This window comes from Mesotoga sp. (genome assembly GCF_035363035.1).
In the GTDB taxonomy this organism is placed as follows: domain Bacteria; phylum Thermotogota; class Thermotogae; order Petrotogales; family Kosmotogaceae; genus Mesotoga.
The window spans coordinates 12,516-33,449 of record NZ_DAOSEH010000008.1; the positions used below are offsets into that span (position 1 = coordinate 12,516).

The window sequence follows — 20,934 nt, forward strand, 5'->3', positions numbered from 1 at the left end:
CATGATACTTGACGGAAAGAGCGTCGCAGAGAAGACATACTCCGAAATAAGAGAAAAGATCGAAGGCATGGTTTCGCTGCCTTCACTGGTTCTCCTCTGTGATGAGCCCGATAGTTCGAACAAGACCTACATGAAATCCATAGTGAAACAGGGTGAAAAACTTGGAATCAATGTAGTGATTGAAAACACCGGAGAGGATCCCATCGCTCAGGTACACAGGATGAATTCCGATCCCTCCATTGCCGGTGTGATGATAATGCATCCGCTCAAAAACGCCGACGAAAAATCCGTGCTTGCCGCACTCGATCCTTCGAAGGATCTCGAAGGGCGTACTGTCTCTAATCTCGGGGGAATTGTCAACGATGAAGAGTTTTTCGCTCCTCCGACCGCTGAAGCGGTCATGGAGATGCTTTTTCAGTATGATATCAATCCTAAAGGGCGCGATGTCACGATAGTGGGACGCTCGAACACGGTTGGTAAACCCCTCGCTCTGCTTTTACTTAAGAAAGGTGTCGACGCGACAGTGACGGTCTGTCACTCCAGAAGCAGGGATATTGCCGAGAAAACGTTCAACTCCGATATAGTCGTGAGCGCCGTTGGAATAGCGAAGTTCCTCAAGAGGGAAATGGTAAGGCCCGGTTCCATAGTTATAGATGTCGGAATCAACTTCCTCGATGGAAAACTGGTTGGCGACGTCGATTACGACGAAGTAAGCCAGATCGCGGCCGCTATAACCCCTGTGCCGGGTGGTGTGGGAAGTGTAACTACGGCTTTGCTCTTCAAACATTATTTGAAATCGCTTGAACGTATGGGGAGAATTGCCCGATGAATGAAAGCCCTCTTTTCAGGAGATTGAAGGATTATACATATCCGCAGCTGGCCATGCTAGCCGAAGAGATAAGAGAGACAATAACATCGGTTGTGGCAACAAACACCGGCCATCTCGCCTCGAATCTCGGGACAGTGGAGCTCACCCTGGCCCTTTACAGGGTCTTCGATCCAGATAGAGACATAATAATCTGGGATACGGGCCACCAGGCTTATACCCACAAGATACTAACCGGGCGGTACGGTTCCTTCAGATCTCTCAGAAAAAAGGGCGGTTTGAGCGGCTTTTTAAAAGTATCGGAAAGTCCTTACGATCGTTTTGGCGCCGGTCACGTGGGAACGGCACTCCCCGCGGCACTCGGTATGGAGAAGTCAGACGAGCTCTTCAGAATCTCCAGAAATATTATCGTAGTGGCCGGTGACGGCGCCATTACTTCTGGAATGGCTCTGGAAGCATTGAATCAGATGAAGGATCTCGGTTCTAAAATAAAAGTAATAATGAACGACAACGGTATGAGTATAGGAAAGAATGTAGGCAGTCTTTCATCGGCGATGGCCGAGATGAGACTCAACCCCTTCTACAGAGAGATCAAGGGAGATCTGAAAAATACGCTTGAAACGATGAGGCTCGGCGGCCTGGAGCAATTTCTTTCAAAGATAAAGAGCGGTCTCAAGGCCACCATTCTCGGCGGAAACGTTTTCGAAGATATGGGCTTGAACTATATCGGACCGGTAGGAGGACATGATATTCAGGAGATGGAAACGCTTTTCAACGCGATAAAGGAGATTGATGAACCCTTCTTCGTGCATGTAGTTACGAAAAAAGGAAAGGGACTCGAGTATGCAGAGAAGAATCCAACACGTTTTCACAGCGTTGGAAAGATAGATCCCGAAAGCGGCGAAAAGCTCTTCGACTCGGCGGAGGTATCGTACAGCGATGTTTTTGGAAGAACCCTTACAGAGCTGGCTTCTCTCGATCCTTCGATCGTCGCCATTACTGCTGCTATGCCCGACGGAACGGGATTGTCCGGCTTCATGGAAAAGTTTCCCGCGCGTTTTTACGATCTTGGTATAACGGAGCAACTATGTACGACCTTCGCGGCCGGAATGGCAATCTCGCACAGCAAACCCGTCTTCGCGGTTTATTCTACCTTTCTACAGAGGGCCTTTGACCAGCTTGCTCACGATGTGGCCCTTCAGGATCTGCCGGTGCTTTTCGCGATCGATAGGGCCGGAATAGTTGGTCAGGATGGTCCGACCCATAACGGTATTTTCGATATTGCTTTTCTTTCCATGCTCCCTAACATGAGAGTTCTCTCTCCTTCGAGCGTCCAGGAACTCTCGAATATGCTGTACACCCTTCTTCTGAAGAAGGGTATGGAACATCCCACCGCCATAAGATATCCTAGAGAGGCCGAGATCATCTCTCTAGAGGAAGTTCTATCATCCATGAAAGAGATAGATCTCTGGAAATGGGAAGAGATAATGCACGGCGAAGGAGGTACGATACTGGCTACCGGCTCAATGGTGTCGCGTAGTTATGAGGTCGCTTTGAAATACGGCTACTCGCTTTACAACTGTCGCTCGATAAAACCGCTAGACGAAAGCACGCTAGAATATATATTCGGCAAGTACGATACGATCGTCTGCGTCGAAGAGGGAATCAAAAGGGGTGGTTTTGGCTCCAGTATAGCTCTTGAAGCCATCGAACGCGGTTACACAGGTAAAATTGATATTGTGGCTATCGACGATTGTTTCTCGCCCCATGGAACCCGGGACGAGATTCTATCTGAACTGGGACTCGACGCCAGGGGAATAGAGAAAACTATCTCTAAACTGAGAGGTGAAAAAAATGCAAGTGACTACGGAATTCGGTAAAATCGATATTTCTCTTCAGGCAATCTGCTCAATAGTAAAGAAAGTAGTTTCCGAATCTTATGGACCGGTTAACGTAGGAGCACCACAGACTGGCTTTCTGGCCAAATTGTTTGGAACTGCCGAAGATACAAGAAAGGGAATTAAAGTAACCGAAGAGATCGATGGCACTCTGGAAATCGACGTGGATCTGATCCTCGAATACGGTGTGAGGATTCCTACTGTTGTGGAAAACATACAGGAGAACGTCTTCCATAAACTTAAGGAACTCACGGAAGCCACGAATATCAAAGTGAATATACATGTTGTTGGCTTACAGGATTGACAGGAGGCTTTAGCGATGAAACGTATCAACGGCAAGTTCTTTGTCGCCGCCTTCCGGAAAGCCGCTGAACGTCTTCTGGCCAACAAGGATGAAATAAACGCTTTGAACGTCTTTCCCGTTCCTGACGGCGATACGGGTTCGAACATGTCCGCGGCCATGATAGAGGCATGTGAGTATCTGGACAGGTTGAAGAAGGACGATCTGGTCAGCGTCCTCGAGTCCGTCAAGACCGGAATGTTGATGGGTGCCAGGGGTAACTCCGGTGTCATTCTATCTCAAATATTCAGAGGTTTTGCAGAAGGGATAGGAAACAGAAAATTCGTCAGTACGAAGGCCTTCACCGAAGGTCTTATAAAGGCGAAGGAAATTGCCTACAGGTCCGTCATGAAACCTGTAGAAGGGACCATGTTGACCGTCATGAAAGTCGTGGCCGAAACCGCCAATGAGCATTATACGGAGCTGGAGGATTTCGAAGAGTACTTCGACGAAATGGTGAAGACGGCCTTCGACACGGTTGAAAAGACACCCAGTCTCCTGTCTAAACTCAAAGAGGCCGGCGTGGTCGATTCCGGTGCCAAGGGTCTTGCCTACATCTTCGAGGGTTTTCAGCTGGCGATAAAGGGAGAGCTCGAAGTTGATAACCTGATACAACAGATGCCTCAGGCGATAGGCTCTTCGACAGAGCGAATAGTGGAAATAGTAAGAGAGGAATTGAAATACACCTATTGCACCGAACTGATCGTCAACCTTCACGACAGCGAGAATCCCGAAGAAACCTACGATGGGTTGAAGGCCTTCCTTGAAGAGATGGGAGATTCGATCGTCATGGTCAATCAGGACGAGTTCATAAAGGTCCACGTGCACACCGATCATCCTGGAGACATTATCGAAAAGTTCCTGCACGTAGGTTTTCTCCAAAAGGTGAAGATAGACAACATGAAGGTTCAACATGAACACATTGTAGATATCCAGACAAAGACATCGGAACTCTTCGGAAAGGGTAAGAAACACGGAATAGTTGTCATCTCCCCTGGGGAAGGCCTGGCCGATGTTTTAAAGAGTTTGGGAGTAGATTATACGGTAAGAGGCGGCCAGACCATGAATCCCAGCCTCAAAGATCTGTACGAAGCGATAAGTCACATGGAACCGGACAAGGTCATTGTCCTGCCCAACAACCCCAATATTATACTCACGGCCAAAGAGGCGGCCAACGCTGTTCATGACGAGAATCCCAAAAAGGAAGTGTATATCATTCCGACCCGAACGGTGCAAGAAGGTATCTCGGCCATGACGGTGTACAACGATGATTCCGATACTAAGGAACTGATAGAGGAGATGACGCAGGCGGCCGACGCGGTTACACCTATTTCCATAACCTACGCCGTTCGTGACTCGAGTATGAAAGGCAAAAAAATAAAGAAAGGCGAGTACATCGCCATCGGAAAGGATGGGCTTCTTGGCTCCGGCAAAAAGCTGGACAAGCTCGTACAGGACTCGATAAAAGCGGTTATTGGAAAGGAAAGCAACAGAGAAGTCGTGACGGTGTTCTACGGGTCCGACGTTTCCGAAGAAACGGCAGCAAAGTTGGCCGAGACATTATCTTCAAATTTTTCCGATCTCGAATTCGAGATCCACAGTGGCGGACAACCGTATTACTATTACCTGATTTCCATTGAATAATTCAGGAGGAGAAGATGTACCTACAGAACGTAATAGCTAACCTCAACAACTACTGGTCATCCATGGGATGCATCATAGACCAGCCTTACGACGTTGAGATGGGTGCAGGGACCTTTCATCCCTCCACCTTTTTGAGATCTCTGGGCAAGAAGCCGTGGAAAGTGGCCTTCATTCAGCCAAGCAGACGACCGACCGATGGCCGTTACGGTGAAAACCCCATGAGAGTTCAGCGCTACTTCCAGTACCAGGTGATAATCAAGCCGAATCCCGAGAATTCGCAAGAGCTGTACCTCGGATCGCTGGAAGCGCTTGGGATAAACCCTGTCGAGCACGATATACGTTTCGTGGAAGACAACTGGGAGTCCCCCACACTGGGTGCCTGGGGAGTCGGCTGGGAGGTCTGGCTCGATGGAATGGAAGTTACCCAGTTCACCTACTTCCAGCAGGTCGGGGGTATCGACGTAGATCTGGTCTCCCTGGAAATAACTTACGGGCTCGAAAGGATCACCATGTATCTGCAAAAGAAAGAGAACATATTCGATATAGATTGGAACGGAGAGTTCAAATACGGCGATGTCTTTCTGGAGAACGAGAAAGAGTTTTCCGCCTACAACTTCGATGTGGCCGATACCGCAAAACTCTTCGAGTTCTACAGGATGTACCGCGACGAGTTCGACCTCTGTATGAAGAATGGGCTTATCAGGCCCTCTTACGACTATATGATCAAATGTTCCCACGCTTTCAACCTTCTAGATGCGAGAAACGCCATAAGCGTCTCTCAGAGGCAGAGTTACATCAAGTCTATAAGGGAAATGGCCCGATCGGTGGCACAGGCTTACGTTGACAGGGAGGGTGAAAGCGATGCATAAGAAGAAAGCGTTGCTGGAAATCGGAGTCGAAGAACTTCCCTCAAGCGAAGTCCTGGCGATAAGGAACCAGCTCAGAGAGAAAATCGAGAAGAGTCTCCAGGCCAGCAGATTGGGTTACGACGGACTAAGAATCTTCACGGCCAGTAGAAGGTTTGGACTATACATCGATGGTCTCTCTCCGAAGCAACCCGATTACCTAGAAGAGAAGAAGGGGCCGTCGGAGAAGATTGCTTACAAAGACGGAGAGCCTTCCAGGGCCTTACTGGGCTTTCTCAAGAACAACGACGCAGGAAGTGAAGATATCACCGTCAAAGACGGATACGTTTACATAGAAAGGAAGATACCGGGTAAGTCGTCGCTGGAGATTCTGCCCGGTATATTCAGGCAGGCCGTGCTGTCGCTGGAGTTCAAAAAGCCGATGCGCTGGGGCGATGGCACTTACAGATTCGTCAGGCCCGTGAAATGGGTCGTATCCATGATAGACAACACCGTGCTCGAGATGGATCTCTTCGGAAAGAAGGCCTCCGATACGACTAAGGGCCACAGATTCTACTTCGACGAAATACGCGTCTCACCTGAGAATTACTTTGAAAAACTTAGAGAGGCGCTTGTGATCGCTGACGGTTCCGAACGGGAGAGGCGTGTTCTTTCGGAGATAGAGAAAACCGGAGAACTCCTCCAGGGAAACATTCCTGTCGACGGGGAGTTGCTCGAAGAAGTGGTCTCCCTCACAGAGTATCCCACGGCCGTTGTCGGACGTTTCATGGAGAAGTACCTGGCGCTCCCGCCAGAGGTGATAATCGTCACGATAAAACATCACCAGAGGACCTTTCCAGTTTACAGAGAAGGAGTGTTGACCGATAACTTCGTTGCCTTCCAGGACGGCCCGGGAGACTCTCTGGGGAATATCCGGCTCGGTTATGAAGATGTTATAAATGCAAGGCTCGAAGACGCCTTCTTCTATTACGAGAAGGATCTCGAGAAACCTCTGGAAAGTTACGTGCCGGGTCTGGAAGAAATACTCTTCCAGAAAGGCCTCGGTTCGTTCATGGACAAATCTAAGAGAACGGCGGCTCTGGCAATCAAAATTGGAAAGCTGCTCAAGGCAAAGAGTGGGGAACTGGAAAGTATCGAAAGAACTGCTCTTCTGGGCAAGGCCGATCAGGTCACACGGGTGGTTCAGGAATTTCCGGAAGTCCAGGGGGTCATGGGAAGGATATACGCCGAAAAATCCGGCGAGAGTGAAGAGGTAGCTCTCGGGATCGAAGAACATTACCATGACCAAAAAGTACCCTCGACTCTCAGCGGCGCCGTCGCGGGCGTCGCCGACAGAATAGATACGGTCGTCGGAAACTTCACGATCGGCAACATTCCATCGGCCTCGAAGGATCCCTACGCGTTGAGACGAAAGATGGCCTTCATTTTCCGGACGATGAATTACCTGGGATGGAAGATCGATCTTAAAGAGCTCCTGAAGGAGAGCACCGGCATCCTCGGCGGTCAGGCGTTCGATACTTTGCAGTCTGTCGCCTCATTCTGTCGTTCCCGGTATGAAGCCTACCTTCTCGAGCAGGGCTTCTCGATCAACGTGACCAGGGCCGTCAGCGACTGGTGGAGGTTCCCTTATCTTGGCGAGAGAGCCGCGAAGGCTATAACCGAATACGTTGAAAAAGCCGAATTCACGGATCTTCTGATCGCTTACCAGAGGGTTCACAATATAAGCAAGAACCACGATTGCGACGCGTTCGAAGGCTCGAAGTTCGTTGAGCAGGCCGAAAGGGACCTCTTAAACGAGTATCTCGAATGCTTCGAGAGCGTCAGTTCGGCCCTTGAGAAAGACGACTTCGAAAAGGCGCTCCAGCTTCTTACGGGATTGAAGTCGTCGATCGACAGGTACTTCGACGATGTCTTCGTGATGGATAACCAGGAAGATATAAGGTTGAACAGGCTGGGCTTCCTCAAATCGCTCGATGGGCTCTTTCTGAAAGTGGGGGATCTCTCCCTGCTTCTGGAAGAAGAGAGAAAATGAGCGAAATCTTCAAATCCGGGATAGTTGCCCTCGTTGGTAAACCCAACGTGGGCAAGTCATCTCTTATCAACCGCATAATCGGCGAAAAGATAGCCATAGTTTCCGACAAGCCGCAGACGACCAGAAACCGTATCGGCGGTATCTACACGACCGATCAAGGTCAGATAGTCTTCTACGACACTCCCGGAATACACAAGCCTCTACACAAACTCGGCCAGTATATATTGAAAGTCGCGACCTCCTCTCTGCTGGGCGTCGATCTTCTACTGGTCATGGTCGATCCCACCGACGGGCTCAGGGAATCGGACAGACTGGTCGCCACTCACGTCAACGGAAGCCACGTCCCGGTCTTTCTCGTGATCAACAAAATAGACGCGTACGGTGACAGAAAACTCCTGGAGAACTTCTCGGAAAACGCCTCCCGTCTTTTCGAGAATGTTCTGGAACGTTTTTACATCTCTGCCGAAAAGGGCACCGGCGTCGATTCACTGATAGAAGCGATCTTCAAATTCCTTCCCGCTGGAAAGATGCTTTTCCCCGAAGATTACATTACCGATCGTTCCTCAAGGTTCATGGCCTCGGAAATCGTCAGGGAAAAAGTCCTCCAGCATACCCGCCAGGAAATCCCGCATTCGGTCGGCGTCTCTGTTCACGAGTTCAAAGATGAGGGCGATTTGCTGAGGATCAGGGCCGATATCGTGGTGGAGAGGAATAGCCAGAAGCCGATAATACTCGGCAAAGGCGGTTCTATGATAAAACTCATCGGTAGCGACGCCCGAAGGGACATGGAGTACATCTTCGATCAGAAGGTCTTTCTCGACCTCTTTGTGAAAGTCAGAGAAAAGTGGAGAGATAAGGATTCAATGATACAGGAGTTCACCAATCTGAAAGACGAACTCAGCTGAAACCGGGGGGGTTAGTATGAAAAAGAGTCGGGCCAGGATCGTACTTTTTCTCATGCTCTTCATGATGGTTTTTCTCAACGCGGATCAGATGGTAATGTCTCCGAACATCGGAGAGATAGAGGCCGAGTTCGGTATAACCAAGGCCGACATCGGCCTGATTCAGGGATCATTCACGATCGTGGGAGCCCTGGTCTCGCTGGTCTGGGGCTTTCTGGCCGATAAGTACAACAGGAAGCTTTTATTGTTGCTGAGCGTGCTGGTCGGAGAGATACCCTGTTTTCTTTCGGCTTTCGTTCAGAGCTTTCCACAGTTGTTCATAACCAGAGCTTTGACGGGAATCGGTGTGGGGGCACTCTTTCCGGTCGTTTTCTCCTTCGCGGGAGACACCTTCAAAGAGTCGCACAGGCCAAAGGTCAACGCCTTTCTCTCCACAGCCATTTCTCTGGGGGCGATCGTGGGAATGGTTATCGCCGGGTTCACCGGCTCGACGCTGGGGTGGCGTATTCCATTCATAATCGTCTCTCTTCCAAACATCTTTCTGGCCCTGGCCTTCTACTTCCTGGCCGAGGAACCCAGGAGGGGCGCCGCCGAGGTTGCCGTTGGAGAGCTTGTAGATAAAGGCTACAGCTACGCCGGGAAGGTGAAGCTCTCCGATTACCTCAACCTCTTCAGAGTCAGGACGAATCTGGTACTCTTCATACAGGGAATACTGGGCACCATTCCCTGGGGTGCTATCCCTTACTACCTGGTCAACTACTTCGAGACTTACAAAAACCTCTCAAAAGAATCGGCCACGCTTATCTTCATGTTTTTCGGCGTGGGGAACGTTCTCGGGATTTTTCTGGGCGGCCTGATCGGCGGTCTGCTGTACAAAAGGAAACCTTCCTACATGCCGCTTTTCAGCGGCGGTATGACGATCGCCGGAACGTTTGTTGCCCTGGGTGCCTTAAACTTTCCGCCGGTTGAAGGTACGGGCGGTTTTCTCATGCTGGGACTTCTCGGGATGGTGGCAGCCGCGACGGCCTCGATGACCGGTCCAAACATGAAAACCATGCTTATGAACGTTAACGAGCCGGAAAGCAGGGGCAGGATCTTCTCGGTTTTCAACCTCACCGATTCTCTGGGCACGGGGTTCGGTCAGTTCTTCGCTGGCACTCTCGCCACCGCCGTCGGCTCTCTGGGCGTAGCCATGAACGCTTCGGCGCTCTTCTGGTTGCCCTGCGGGCTCGTTCTTCTCGTCGCCGCGTTGACCTTCCCGCGAGACATCGCCAGGCTACATACTAGGATGCAGGAAGTGGCGAAAACAATGGAAAGTTGTAAATGAAAGCTATCTGAAAAATTTTTATACCGAATGACTTCTCGATTTTGATTCTGGAGAAAAAAGTTGTATAATAAAGATGCTGAAGTAACCCTCAGACCGCTTCGCTGCCCTCGAAAGGGGCAGCAATTTTTTTTACATTTCGGCCTATCTCCTCCCCTGGCGCATTCAAGGCCTCTCCGATTTCACTCGAATCGAGTTTCCGGCAAGATAGCCGGTCGAGAAAGCCGCCTGGAGGTTGTAACCACCAGTCTCTCCGTCGAAGTCGAGAACCTCGCCGGCGAAGAAGAGGCTGGGAACCAGACGCGATTCCATGCTCCTGGAGTTAACCTCCGGGATTGAAATCCCTCCCCTCGTCATCATGGCGGTTAGAAAGTCCCCGGTCCTGGACACTTTCATTTCGAGACCGGTTAGGAGTCTCTCCAGTTCCTTCCTCTCCTGCTTCTTTATCTCCGCTCCCGTTCTCGCCGCTGCTCCAGAGAGTTCCACCAGCTTTTCGGTCAACCTCTCCGGAAGGTCGAGATCGGCGAGGATATTCTTGACGTTCTTCTTGCCATTGGCGGTCAATTTCTCCAGCAGCAGCCTGTCGGCATCTTCCCTCTTCCAGCCGGCGAGATTGATAAGCAGAGTGTCATCCGGGAGTATCTCTCTTGAGAGATGCAGAATGGATGGACCGGACAGTCCCGTGTGGGTCAGCAGGAGATCCTCTCTCCTTTCGGCTATCTTGCCGCCGTTTCTCCAGAGTGAGACCTCTGCCCGCTTTATGGAGATGCCTGAGAGATCCGAGAAGGGAAAATCGTCTATATATACGGCCGCCAGCGCAGGCCTCGGCTCCTGCGTCGTGTGCCCCATCTTTTGCGCAAAGAGGTAACCGTCACCTGATGAGCCGGTGTAGGGGTAGCTCTTGCCGCCGGTCGTTATGGCCAGATAGTTGGCCTGAAGATCTCCACCCGGGGTCTTGACCAGAAAGGTCCCGTCGTCGTCTCTATCGACGGAAGCAACCCGGCAATTGCACTGGATGACTATACCCTGCTTTTCACACTCTGCCAGGAGCACTTCCAGCACATCCCTGGCGCTGAGGGTTACGGGAAAGACCTTTCCATCGTCTCTAACGGTCATCTTCAGCCCTCTCTTTTGAAAGAATTCGATCAGTCTTGAACTGTCGAAAGCCATCAGGGCAGGCTTCAGAAACCTTTGCGCTTCGATCCCGAAGTAATGCTTCAGCATCGCCTTCGGAGCCTCAGAATTGGTGAGATTGCACTGTCCCGATCCCGTCATCAGAAGCTTTTTACCGGGCGAGTCGTTCTTATCGAGTACGGTGACGTTTCTACCCTCGGTCGTGCAGCTTATGGCAGTGAAGAGGCCGGCCGGGCCGGCGCCTATAACCAGTATATTTCTCAATTTAAGGACCTCCTATCGTGTCTGGCCGCCGTTTTCGAAAGGGGCGGCAATTTCAAAGCTCATGAACGCTTCATCGAGCGAACCCGGGAAAGACCGGCAACAATCTCGCTCCGTGCGCTGAACAGAAAGAACGCGAAGAAAATAACGTTCCCCAGCAGAAGCCAGAGCAGGGTGGTGGAAAAATACTTCAAGGCGAAGACAAAAAGATAGAGAGACACCGCGCAAGTCAAGAGCAGCATGATCCTCCTGAAGGGCATGAAATTCATCCCTTCCTTTCTTATCAGGAGGTTGTAAATCACCGTCGAATTCAGTGAAACGAGCGAAGTGCTGGCGGCTATGCCTGCGTGGCCTAGAGGTTCCAGCAGCAACCAGTCGAAGAGAACGTTGAGCATGATGGATATAAAAGATATAAGGGTTATGAAGCGAACCTTCCTCCGGGCTATGAAGTAGCTGGAACAGGTGTACGATACCGGTGAAATAACTATGAGCGCGCCGTACCCTATCAGGGCCATGCTGACGAGCCTCGTCGAATCGGCGTCGAACTCTCCACGCTGGTATATGAATCTCACCAGAGGTTCGGCCATCGATATCACCCATACCGCCAGAGGCAGGGCAATGTTAAGCGAGCTCGTGACGGTTTTTCGCAACCTCTCACGTGTCTTTTCACGCTCTCCGGATACGATGAATTCCGAGAGCTCGGTGTAGGAAGTCATCAAAAAGGCCGTAACAACGAACGTGATCAGTCCTAAAAGCGTGTGCGCATACTGGAGAGACGAGACCCTCCCGGGCGGAAGCAGAGAGACGAAGGCTTTATCGACCATTCCATTTATCAGGCTCAGACTGCCAGAGAGGACCAAAGGCAGAGAAAGGGTGAGCGTCTCGACTATTCTGGTGCCCCTGTCAAACTTCAACACGAAGAGATCCCTAGACTGGAGAGCGTAGAGCAAAACCGTCAGGGCGTTTCCGACGATCCACGCCAGTATATACGAGGCTTCCGAGAGAAAGGGAGAGGTGAAGAGGATAACCGGTATGGCCACAACGTTGAAGATCAATTGGGAGATACCGAACTGAATGAATCTCCTGCTTGCCTTCAAAAGAGTTCCCAGAAGGTTTTCCAGCCCGCCTATGAGCGGATATATCGAAAGGAATCTCAGCTTCCTGGCGGCGTAAGCGATGGTTTCCTCAGAAAAGCCAGGAGCGAAGAGTCTTATCACCAGATCGGGTATCAGCAAAAAAACTATGCCCATGGAGAGAAAGACAGCGCTTCCCGCCAAAAACACGGCACCGGCGTATTTTTTCGATCGAAGGGGATCTTCGTTCCTTATAGAGTGATAGATGGGTACGAAGATCGAAGCCAGGGCTCCGGCGACTATGCTGGAGAGAGTGGTGGCTGGAGTCATGGCGATGAACACGGCGTCGAGATTGCCAGAAGTTCCGAAAAGACCGGCGATGAGCATCTCTCTGAAAAAACCCATCCCCTTCGATATGATTGAGAATGTGAGTATGGCCAGCGTTCCAACGGCAACTGAGCTGGATCTAGATATTCTTCGCATGCTTTCCTCCGATCTCCCTAACAAGTATATGATAGTTATCGCTTTCTTTCCTGCAGGAATGCTAGAATTTCAGCGGGAGGTTCACGGCCGATGAGAAGGTTACCGTTCTTCATAATACTTATAGTGGTTTTCCTGATTTCTTCATGCTTCAGGCTCCCCTCGACCCCGCTTAGATACCTCAGGTTCACTTTCTCGCCGCGGGAGCCTTTTCTGGAGATCGTTCCCGGCGTAAAGCTATCTCTGAAGGACACGGAGAAAACAGGAACGTTAGCCTATGCGGTTCAGAGGCCCTCCGGAGACAGTCTTTTGCTGATCTTCGAGGATGGCAGCCCCCTTTCAGGAATGATCATGGAGCTCTCTCATGAGTTGCTTGGAGCGGGAGTGTCACAGGTGCTGATGGTGCAGCCTCTGCTTAGAGACGGTACCTTCTCGCCGGCCGATTCCGGTTGCGAGATCGCCGTGAGCCGCGATGCTCTGGAAACCGTGGTGAGGTTCACGCAACTTCCCTACTGCCTGCTAATAAGCTGGGCCGACGCTCTTTACTTCGCACAGCATCTGCCAGGCAAGTACCTTCTCGAAGGAGATCTGCTGTACCACATAGGGCCGAACTGGCTCCCCTCACACTCGGGAATATACCTCGGAGTCGATAGAGAGACGGCCATGTCGAATGAAAACTACGGCTCCAACGACGGCGTGACCTTCGCCGATTCCTATCCCTACCAGACCCACGGTTTCAACCTCATCGAAGAGGGAGTCTTCGTCTTTCCCAACGATCTTGACGGTTCGAGATACGTCAACCTTTTCAACTACGACACATACGCTTCACGATGGTTGAAATACTGGGCCCCGGCCTTCACCGGCCCCAGAAGATACGCTGGAGAGCTCACAGATGAGCAAAGAAGGAAGATCTCGAGGTACCTCTACAGAACCGCCGATAACGGTGCCCTCTGGTCGGTCGGTCTGGCCTGGTCGGGTTACAGGGATCTCCCCTTCACAAAGAGGGACCTTTACTCTTGCGTAGGCATAGTCGAAAAGGCTTACGAAAGCGCTGGAGCGAACATAGTGCCTTTTTGGGACGACTGGTTCTACCTCAACTCCTTCGAGGAGTTCTGCAGAACTATCGCGATTCCCTCGATCAGCGAATACGAAGGCAACACTGTAGAATTCAGGGTCAATGCCCTGCTGGCCGACTGGCAGTACGTAGGATCGACCGCATGGTACGTTCCAGAATTTGCCTGGGTCTGGCGATCAACGGCCGGGGTCGAACTGGTCGATTCGCCCGGAACCCTGATTGCAAAGGGAGATCACTGCATCTACAGCTGGACTCCTCCTCGGGCCGGGGTTTATGAAGTGACCTTCAGGTTTCACGGGCTTTTCGAAGGACAGCCGGTCGAGAAGAGCCATACCCTCGAGATAAATGTGCTTCAAAAAAGATAGAGTTCGGGCCCCCGCCAGCCGTACACGGAAAGATCGACAGTATCGCTCTCGTCGAATTCGATGCCTTCGCGCTCCAGAATGGCTTTCTGGAGAGAGTAACCGGCATGATCGCGTATGCTGATCTTGCCTTTGGAGTTTATCACACGCTGCCAGGGAACTTCCGGGTCGCTAACTCCGGCCATGGCGTATCCCACCATTATGGCCGTGCAACTCCCGACGATCCTGGCTATCTGCCCGTAAGTGGCAACTTTCCCTGAAGGTATCATCTTGACTGTTTCATAGATCCTTCTGTAAATGGACGTCTCTTTCTCTTCCATCCTCATCACCCCGAAACTCCACAAACATTTTTAAAGAAACCGGCGGCGGACGGGTGAGCGCCCGCTGCCGGGAAATAGCAAGGAGGTACCGGAGCCGTCGCCCTTACTGTCCGACGGCTTCCATTCCGGCCTTGACCGCCTGGATGTTGAGATCTATGAGGTCTGCTTTCTCGCCTGTGAGCTTCTTCTCGAAGGCTTTTCTCACACCCTCGAGCGTAACGGCGCCGGTCTTTGCGATATAGGCTCCAAGGATCACCATGTTGGCCACTTTCATGTTTCCAAGTCTTTCGGCCACGGCACCGGCATCGATCTTGAAGATTTCTATGTCCTTTCTAGTTGATTCTCTGTCTACAACCGACGTGTTGATTACCATGACTCCACCTGGCTGTATCTGCTTCTCGAACTTTGTCAGCGAGGGGATATTCATCACGATCAGCTCGTTGGGACTCTCGGTTATCGGGGAACCTATCGGTTCGTCGTTTATCACTACCGTGCAGTTGGCCGTTCCTCCCCTCATCTCGGGACCGTAGGAGGGAAGCCATGTGGTGTACTTTCCATCGAACATGCCGGCCGTCGCTATAACCTGACCCAGGAGCATCACTCCCTGTCCTCCGAATCCGGCAGCCACCAGAAGATGTTCTTTCATTTCAGATCACCGACCTTATCGACAAAAACGCCGAGAGGGTATTCCTTTTTCATATTTTCGTTCAACCATTTTATCGATTCGACCGGACTCAAACCCCAGTTCGTCGGACAGGTGGAAAGCACCTCGACCATCGCGAAGCCCAGGCCCTTGAGCTGAACTGTGAAGGCCTTCTTTATCGCCGCTTTTGCCTTTCTCACTTCCTGTGGAGAGCTTACCGCAACTCTTTCGAGATAAACTATTCCGGCCGTTTCCTTTAGCAGCTCCGACACGTGAAGCGGGAAGCCTTCGGTTTCGGATTTTCTACCGTACGGGGAAGTGGTGGTCTTCATCCCCAGCAGAGTGGTGGGAGCCATCTGGCCGCCTGTCATTCCGTAGATCGCGTTGTTGACGAAGATAGTCGTTATCTTCTCTCCCCTGTTGGCGGCGTGAACTATTTCGGCCGTTCCAATGGCGGCAAGGTCACCGTCGCCCTGGTAGGTGAAGACCACTCTATCGGGCAACGAGCGTTTCATCCCGGTGGCAACGGCCGGTGCCCTTCCGTGCGGCGCAACTGTACCGTCAACGTCGAAGAACTCGTAGGCGAAGACTGAGCAGCCCACAGGTGCGACCATCAACGTCTTTTCTCTTATGTTCAACTCGTCTATTGTCTCGGCTACAAGGCGGTGTATTATACCGTGATGGCATCCCGGACAGTAGGAGAACTCTCTTTTGGCAAGTGATTCCGGTCTCTTGTAAGTCGCTTCAGTCATATCATCACCTCATACATGCTTAAGTAGCTCTGCGAGAACTTCGTCGGGCGTCGGAACCATTCCACCGGTCCTTCCGTAGAACTGAACGGGGACGGAACCTTCGACGGCGAGCCTGACGTCTTCCACCATCTGTCCCATTGACATCTCGACGGTGAGGATCGTTTTAACACCTTCGGCAGCTTTTTTCAGCTCGGCGTAAGGGAAGGGCCAGAGCGTGATCGGTCTGAAGAGACCGACTTTGATGCCTTTACTTCGGGCCAGCTTCACTACGCTGCCGAGGATTCTTCCCATAGTTCCGTAACCTACGAGCATATACTCGGCATCCTCGAGGCCGATCGTCTCGTACCGTACCTCTTTTGCCTTAATTCTTTTATAAATTTCTTGAATAAATATATTCATCTTTTCCAGGTTCACGGGATCGATGTCGAAAGAAGTAACCTTGTTGGCTTCGCGCCCTGTCGCTCCCCGAAGTGCCCAGGCAGAATGGTCGTTTATCCCTTCCAGTTTGACGAACTCCGGGAACTCGACCGGTTCCATCATCTGTCCGAGCATACCGTCGGCCAGAATAAGCACGGGCATGCGGTATTCGTCGGCCATTCTGAAGGCGTCTTCCATGAGATCTACGGACTCCTGAATACTGCCGGGCGCGAGGACTATAAGGTGGTAATCGCCATGGGCACCTCCCTTGGTTGCCTGGAAGTAGTCGCTCTGGGCCGGTTGTATATCTCCCAGCCCCGGACCTCCCCTCACGACGTTCACGAACACTGCCGGAAGCATGGCTCCGGCTATGTAGGAAACCCCCTCCTGCATCAAACTAAAACCGGGACTGGAAGTGGATGTCATCACCCGGTTCCCGGTGCAGGCAGCCCCGTAAACCATGTTGACGGCCGCGACCTCGCTCTCGGATTGCAGGAATACACCCTCAATCTGTGGCATTCTACGGGCCATATATTCGATGAACTCGGACTGGGGGGTTATGGGATATCCAAAATAAATGCGGCAACCGGCCCTTACGGCGGCCTCGGCCATCGCTTCGTTTCCCTTGACCATCACTTTTTCGGCCATGTTATCACTCCTTCAGACCTTCGCCGTCTCTTTGAAGACGGTTATAGCGGTGTCGGGGCACATCATGTAGCAGAAACCGCACCCGATACAATTATCGGGATCGTGCTGTCTGGCGGGATGATAGCCCTTGCTGTTGAACTTTTCGGAGAAACTGAGTACTTTCTTCGGACAGAAGTTTATGCAAAGGCCGCAGCCTTTGCAACGCTCTTCGTCTATTTTCACGAAATTCTTACTCATTCTCTACCTCCCAAGGATTTTTCATGTATTTAACTATACGAAACTCGTGGTATCTTCCTTTAAGGGCCTTTACACCGTTCATGACGACGGTGAAGGCTACGGGGATGGTCGTTATTTTCGAGATCTCCTCGATGAAGTCCTCTCCGTGCAGTATCTCTTTTCCGGTCGTTTCCGGGCCTATGTTGGAGTTGTTCACGAGAAAGTCTATCCTCATCCTCGATTTCTCCCTTAGCCTTTCGACGTGTGATACGGCGTTGGCGATCGTATCGTTGAAAGGTCTGTAGGGATTCAAAACGTAGAAAGTGGTGCACCTCTCCGCCGGCAACCTACGGCTCAGAGACGATAGAACCACCGCGCCGTCGTCGTTTCCGCCGACGTCTATAACAATTCTGTATTCGGGGTTTTCCACATAACCGAAAATTTCGGGAGATATGATCGGAAGATCGGCATGGGCCAACTTTCCGGCCGGTGCAATTATCTTTATGCCATCTTTTCCAAAGGCTTCCCTGAGATCTCTAGATCTGTAGTAAGGGCTTATGGTATCTATATCGGCGAGCGCTACCCTCTGGCCGGCCTTCGAAAGCGATTGTGCAAAATTGAGAGCGATTTCCGTCTTTCCACTCCCGAACATACCCATGAATATCAGTATCTTACCGGGAAATTCCATCGTACTCTCTGGCCTCCTCTGAACCTTCGATAACCCTGAGGCCGGCCATGGCGAGAGCCAGTTCTTCGTTCCCACCCGGTACGATATCTATCGGAGCTATGAAAGACAGCTTTTCGGTGAGCCATGGGATCATGAAATTCTTATCGTAGGCTATGCCACCGGTGATTATTATTGAATCCACCTCGCCTCTGAGAACGGCGGCCATCTTCCCGGCCCATTTGATGATCTGGTAGGCCATCGCTCTGTAGGCCATCTTGCTGTTCTGATCGCCCTGGCGAATGTACGTCTGGACTTTCTGGCAATCTGTCGTACCGGTGTGGGCCATCAATCCGCCCCTGCCCTTTATAAGCTTCTTCATCTCGTCTTTTGTGTAAGTGCCTGAGAAGCAGAGCTTTATGAGACCGGTCAGCGGCAAAGTCCCCGATCTTTCGGGGCTGAAAGGACCGTCGCCGTCGAGAGCGTTGTTGACATCGATGACCTTTCCCTTCCTGTGGGCGCCTATCGAAATGCCTCCGCCCATATGAATGACCACGAGGTTCATCTCTTCGTACCTTTTGCCGTACCTGGCGGCCACCTGTCTCGCGACGGCCTTCTGGTTGAGCGCGTGGAATATCGATCTTCTCTTGAAATCGGGATGGCCGGAGTATTTGGCGAGCGGTTCCATCTCATCGACCACAACGGGGTCGGCGATGAAGATCGGTATGTCCCTGCCGCTCTCGCTCAAAAGCTCTCTGGCCAGTATCGCTCCGAGGTTCGAGGCATGTTCTCCGTAACGGGCCGTTTTCAGGTCCTCTATCATACTGTCGTTCACATGGTACGTACCGCCCTGGAGCGGCTTTAGCATTCCGCCCCTTCCGACTATCATATCTATTCCATCGAGCGGATAGCCGCTGCTCTGGAGAAATTCGACTATCAATCTCTTGCGGAAGAGCCTCTGCTCGTAGAGAGTGTTGAACTGAGCGAGCTCTTCGGGCTGGTGTCTTATGGTGTGTTCCCTAATGAGTTCGCGATCATTGAAAAGCGCGAGCTTGGTAGATGTGGAGCCGGGATTGATTACCAGGACGATTGGCATTCATACCCCTCCCGCCAGCACGACGTTGAGAGCGATGGACTGGAGTTTCGTCCTCTCGGAGTCGGCTCTGGATGTCAGAATTATCGGCACCTTCCCGCCCACAATCGTACTTGCCAGCTCTGCACCCGATAAAAAGGCCATAGCTTTGTAGAAGATGTTTCCGGCTTCGATATCGGGCATTATAACTATGTCGGCGTCCCCCGCTACCGGGCTGACTATACCCTTGTGCTTCGCAGCTTCGGCGGAGATCGCGTTGTCCAGCGCGAAAGGACCGTCAACCTCCACCATGCCCAGCTGACCGCGGGCGGCCATTTGAGAGAGTACTGCCGCATCAAGAGTGGCCTGCATCTTCGGATTTACGACTTCAACCGCTGCCAGAACGGCAACCTTCGGCACTTCAATACCCAGCGCTCTGGCGACCGAAGCAGCATTCACGATGGAGTCGGCTTTCTGTTGCAGATCTGGAGATATCACCATCCCGGCGTCGGTGACCAGGAGGAGTTTATGATATCTTTCCAGCTCGAAGACAGTCACCAGGTTCATGGTTCTGCCTGTCTTGAGGTTGAACTCGTCTTTGAGAAAGGCGCTCAGAAGCTCCCCCGTTTTTATATACCCTTTCATGAGAAGCTGACTCTCGCCGGAGGAAACTGAAAGTATCGCACTCTTTATTGATTCTGCCTTATTTTTGCAATCTATGATCGTGTAACCTTCTTTGAAATTCAGAGCCGAACACATCTTTTCTATCTTATCGGCCGAACCGTAGAAGCGGAAGGTGGCGATCCCTTCTAGATAAGCTTCCCTCGCCGATGAGATAACCACTTCATCTTCGGCGGCAGCCACCGAAACTACCTTCGGATTTTTCTTTGCCAGTTCCACGAGCGTTGAAAGATTGGTTATCAAAGTACCACCTCCGGATGGAACTCTCTCGCTTTTTCGACACCGGTGAGTACACGCTCTGCTCCCATAGCCAGCGACATGAGCTCATTCTCACCGGGTTCTATGACGACGAGAGCGAATCTGCTCACGTATCCTTTGATCATTTCTACAAAGCTGCCGTTGTAGGCCATGCCCCCTGTGAGAACTATCGCGTCTATCTGTCCCCCGGCCACTGTGCACATTCCACCTATCTCCTTGGCGATCCCGTAGGCCATGGCTTCGATCACTTCGCGCGCCTTTTCATCGCTTCTGGCCATTTCCATAGCTATTCTCAGATCGTCGGTACCCAGATAGGCGACCATTCCACCGGCTTTGGTGTACCTGGACAACAGCTCCTTCTCGGATAACCCGCTGCTGAAGCAGGCTTCCACGACGCTTCCTACCGGCAGCTCTCCCGACCTCGTTGGACTGAAAGGGCCTTCGTCGTTCGCGTTGTTTACATCGACCATCTTTCCTCTCAATTGAAGCCCAACGGATATTCCGCCTCCAAGATGCACCACTACCAGGTTGAGGTTCTCGAGATCTCTACCGAACTCGGCCGCCACCTGTCTCGCCGCCGCCTTCATGTTAAGCGCATGCAGGAGCGAAACCCTGGGTATCTGGGGAAGGCCTGAGTAACGTGCCTCGGGCGAAAACTCATCAACGGAGACCGGGTCTGTTATGAAGACAGGGATACTGCCACGTGACAGCTCCATCCCTATCGGGGCGGCCAGATTTGCAGGGTGATCCATTTTAGAGCTGTGAACCAGGTATTGGCACATCTCTTCGTTCACCCTGTAGGTACCACTCTCCATGGGAGGTAGTATCCCTCCCCTGCAGGCTATCGCATCGAACTGCTCAAGAGAGATCTCTTTGACAGCGAGAAAACTCCGTATCTCATCGGCTCTCGACGCCACTCCCTTGTCGTGCGGAGAATCTTCACGCTTCACATGCTTCAAAGACTCGGCGAGCACAAGCGTAGAGTCTTCGAAAACACCTATCTTCGTGGAAGTTGATCCCGGGTTTATAACCAGAACTTTCATAGT

At 51.6% G+C, this 20,934-nt stretch carries 20 protein-coding genes; 9 read left to right on the forward strand and 11 right to left on the reverse strand.

Translation table 11 applies throughout. The annotated features are described in order from the left end of the window. Nucleotide 1: 1 nt before the first annotated feature. From PKX57_RS02680 to PKX57_RS02715, 8 genes are read left to right on the forward strand one after another with little or no spacing between them, the layout of a single operon-like run. The gene (locus tag PKX57_RS02680; RefSeq protein ID WP_169698074.1) at nt 2-829 is read left to right on the forward strand and encodes a bifunctional 5,10-methylenetetrahydrofolate dehydrogenase/5,10-methenyltetrahydrofolate cyclohydrolase; all 828 of its coding nucleotides are present in this window, start codon (nt 2-4) and stop codon (nt 827-829) included. Then, on the forward strand, nt 826-2,706 hold the full coding sequence (dxs, locus tag PKX57_RS02685) for a 1-deoxy-D-xylulose-5-phosphate synthase (RefSeq protein ID WP_169698075.1): 1,881 nt from the start codon (nt 826-828) through the stop codon (nt 2,704-2,706). Before PKX57_RS02680 ends, dxs begins: the two co-directional genes overlap by 4 nt. Beyond that, a complete protein-coding gene (locus PKX57_RS02690) occupies nt 2,681-3,028 on the forward strand; it encodes an Asp23/Gls24 family envelope stress response protein (protein WP_169698076.1) in 348 nt (115 codons plus the stop codon). The genes dxs and PKX57_RS02690 overlap by 26 nt, the downstream gene beginning before the upstream one ends. Nucleotides 3,029-3,043: 15 nt before the next feature. Then, nucleotides 3,044-4,708, forward strand: coding sequence for a DAK2 domain-containing protein (locus PKX57_RS02695; protein ID WP_472415954.1), 1,665 nt, complete (start codon nt 3,044-3,046; stop codon nt 4,706-4,708). Nucleotides 4,709-4,722: 14 nt separating this feature from the next. Beyond that, the gene (locus PKX57_RS02700; protein ID WP_213919942.1) at nt 4,723-5,577 is read left to right on the forward strand and encodes a glycine--tRNA ligase subunit alpha; all 855 of its coding nucleotides are present in this window, start codon (nt 4,723-4,725) and stop codon (nt 5,575-5,577) included. Then, the gene (glyS, locus tag PKX57_RS02705) at nt 5,570-7,606 is read left to right on the forward strand and encodes a glycine--tRNA ligase subunit beta (RefSeq protein ID WP_472415956.1); all 2,037 of its coding nucleotides are present in this window, start codon (nt 5,570-5,572) and stop codon (nt 7,604-7,606) included. Before PKX57_RS02700 ends, glyS begins: the two co-directional genes overlap by 8 nt. Then, nucleotides 7,603-8,511: a GTPase Era gene (era, locus tag PKX57_RS02710; RefSeq protein WP_213919944.1), complete on the forward strand. Its 909-nt coding sequence runs from the start codon at nt 7,603-7,605 to the stop codon at nt 8,509-8,511. Before glyS ends, era begins: the two co-directional genes overlap by 4 nt. Before the next feature lie 16 nt (nt 8,512-8,527). Next, nucleotides 8,528-9,835 (forward strand): MFS transporter, encoded by a 1,308-nt coding sequence (locus PKX57_RS02715; RefSeq protein WP_472415958.1) that lies wholly within the window; start codon nt 8,528-8,530, stop codon nt 9,833-9,835. A gap of 162 nt (nt 9,836-9,997) precedes the next feature. Here the strand turns inward: PKX57_RS02715 and PKX57_RS02720 are convergent, their stop codons facing one another. Both PKX57_RS02720 and murJ read right to left on the reverse strand, forming a co-directional pair. Then, nucleotides 9,998-11,230: an aminoacetone oxidase family FAD-binding enzyme gene (locus PKX57_RS02720; protein WP_214047913.1), complete on the reverse strand. Its 1,233-nt coding sequence runs from the start codon at nt 11,228-11,230 to the stop codon at nt 9,998-10,000. A gap of 59 nt (nt 11,231-11,289) precedes the next feature. Then, nucleotides 11,290-12,783: a lipid II flippase MurJ gene (gene murJ, locus PKX57_RS02725; protein WP_213919947.1), complete on the reverse strand. Its 1,494-nt coding sequence runs from the start codon at nt 12,781-12,783 to the stop codon at nt 11,290-11,292. Nucleotides 12,784-12,873: 90 nt separating this feature from the next. On the opposite strand from murJ, the gene PKX57_RS02730 reads away from it, so the two are divergent. Next, entirely contained in the window at nt 12,874-14,220 is a 1,347-nt protein-coding gene (locus PKX57_RS02730; RefSeq protein ID WP_213919948.1) for a hypothetical protein, read from the forward strand. On the opposite strand, the gene PKX57_RS02735 is transcribed toward PKX57_RS02730, so the two are convergent. From PKX57_RS02735 to buk (PKX57_RS02775), 9 genes are all read right to left on the reverse strand, one after another. Further along, nucleotides 14,208-14,543: an MGMT family protein gene (locus PKX57_RS02735; protein ID WP_470745906.1), complete on the reverse strand. Its 336-nt coding sequence runs from the start codon at nt 14,541-14,543 to the stop codon at nt 14,208-14,210. The genes PKX57_RS02730 and PKX57_RS02735 overlap by 13 nt on opposite strands. A gap of 97 nt (nt 14,544-14,640) precedes the next feature. After that, a complete protein-coding gene (locus PKX57_RS02740) occupies nt 14,641-15,183 on the reverse strand; it encodes a 2-oxoacid:acceptor oxidoreductase family protein (RefSeq protein ID WP_213919950.1) in 543 nt (180 codons plus the stop codon). Beyond that, nucleotides 15,180-15,932, reverse strand: a complete 753-nt coding sequence (locus PKX57_RS02745; protein WP_472415960.1) for a thiamine pyrophosphate-dependent enzyme — start codon at nt 15,930-15,932, stop codon at nt 15,180-15,182. The genes PKX57_RS02740 and PKX57_RS02745 overlap by 4 nt, the downstream gene beginning before the upstream one ends. A gap of 9 nt (nt 15,933-15,941) precedes the next feature. Next, nucleotides 15,942-16,997, reverse strand: a complete 1,056-nt coding sequence (locus PKX57_RS02750; RefSeq protein ID WP_214047912.1) for a 3-methyl-2-oxobutanoate dehydrogenase subunit VorB — start codon at nt 16,995-16,997, stop codon at nt 15,942-15,944. 12 nt (nt 16,998-17,009) lie between these two features. Further along, the gene (locus PKX57_RS02755; RefSeq protein WP_213919615.1) at nt 17,010-17,234 is read right to left on the reverse strand and encodes a 4Fe-4S dicluster domain-containing protein; all 225 of its coding nucleotides are present in this window, start codon (nt 17,232-17,234) and stop codon (nt 17,010-17,012) included. Continuing rightward, nucleotides 17,227-17,901, reverse strand: coding sequence for a nucleotide-binding protein (locus PKX57_RS02760; protein ID WP_213919614.1), 675 nt, complete (start codon nt 17,899-17,901; stop codon nt 17,227-17,229). Before PKX57_RS02760 ends, PKX57_RS02755 begins: the two co-directional genes overlap by 8 nt. Next, complete coding sequence (gene buk / locus PKX57_RS02765; RefSeq protein WP_214047911.1) at nt 17,885-18,973, reverse strand: butyrate kinase; 1,089 nt, start codon at nt 18,971-18,973, stop codon at nt 17,885-17,887. The genes PKX57_RS02760 and buk (PKX57_RS02765) overlap by 17 nt, the downstream gene beginning before the upstream one ends. Continuing rightward, a complete protein-coding gene (locus tag PKX57_RS02770) occupies nt 18,974-19,873 on the reverse strand; it encodes a bifunctional enoyl-CoA hydratase/phosphate acetyltransferase (protein WP_214047910.1) in 900 nt (299 codons plus the stop codon). It abuts the gene before it with no gap. Continuing rightward, entirely contained in the window at nt 19,870-20,931 is a 1,062-nt protein-coding gene (gene buk / locus PKX57_RS02775; protein ID WP_213920484.1) for a butyrate kinase, read from the reverse strand. The genes PKX57_RS02770 and buk (PKX57_RS02775) overlap by 4 nt, the downstream gene beginning before the upstream one ends. Nucleotides 20,932-20,934 lie beyond the last annotated feature (3 nt).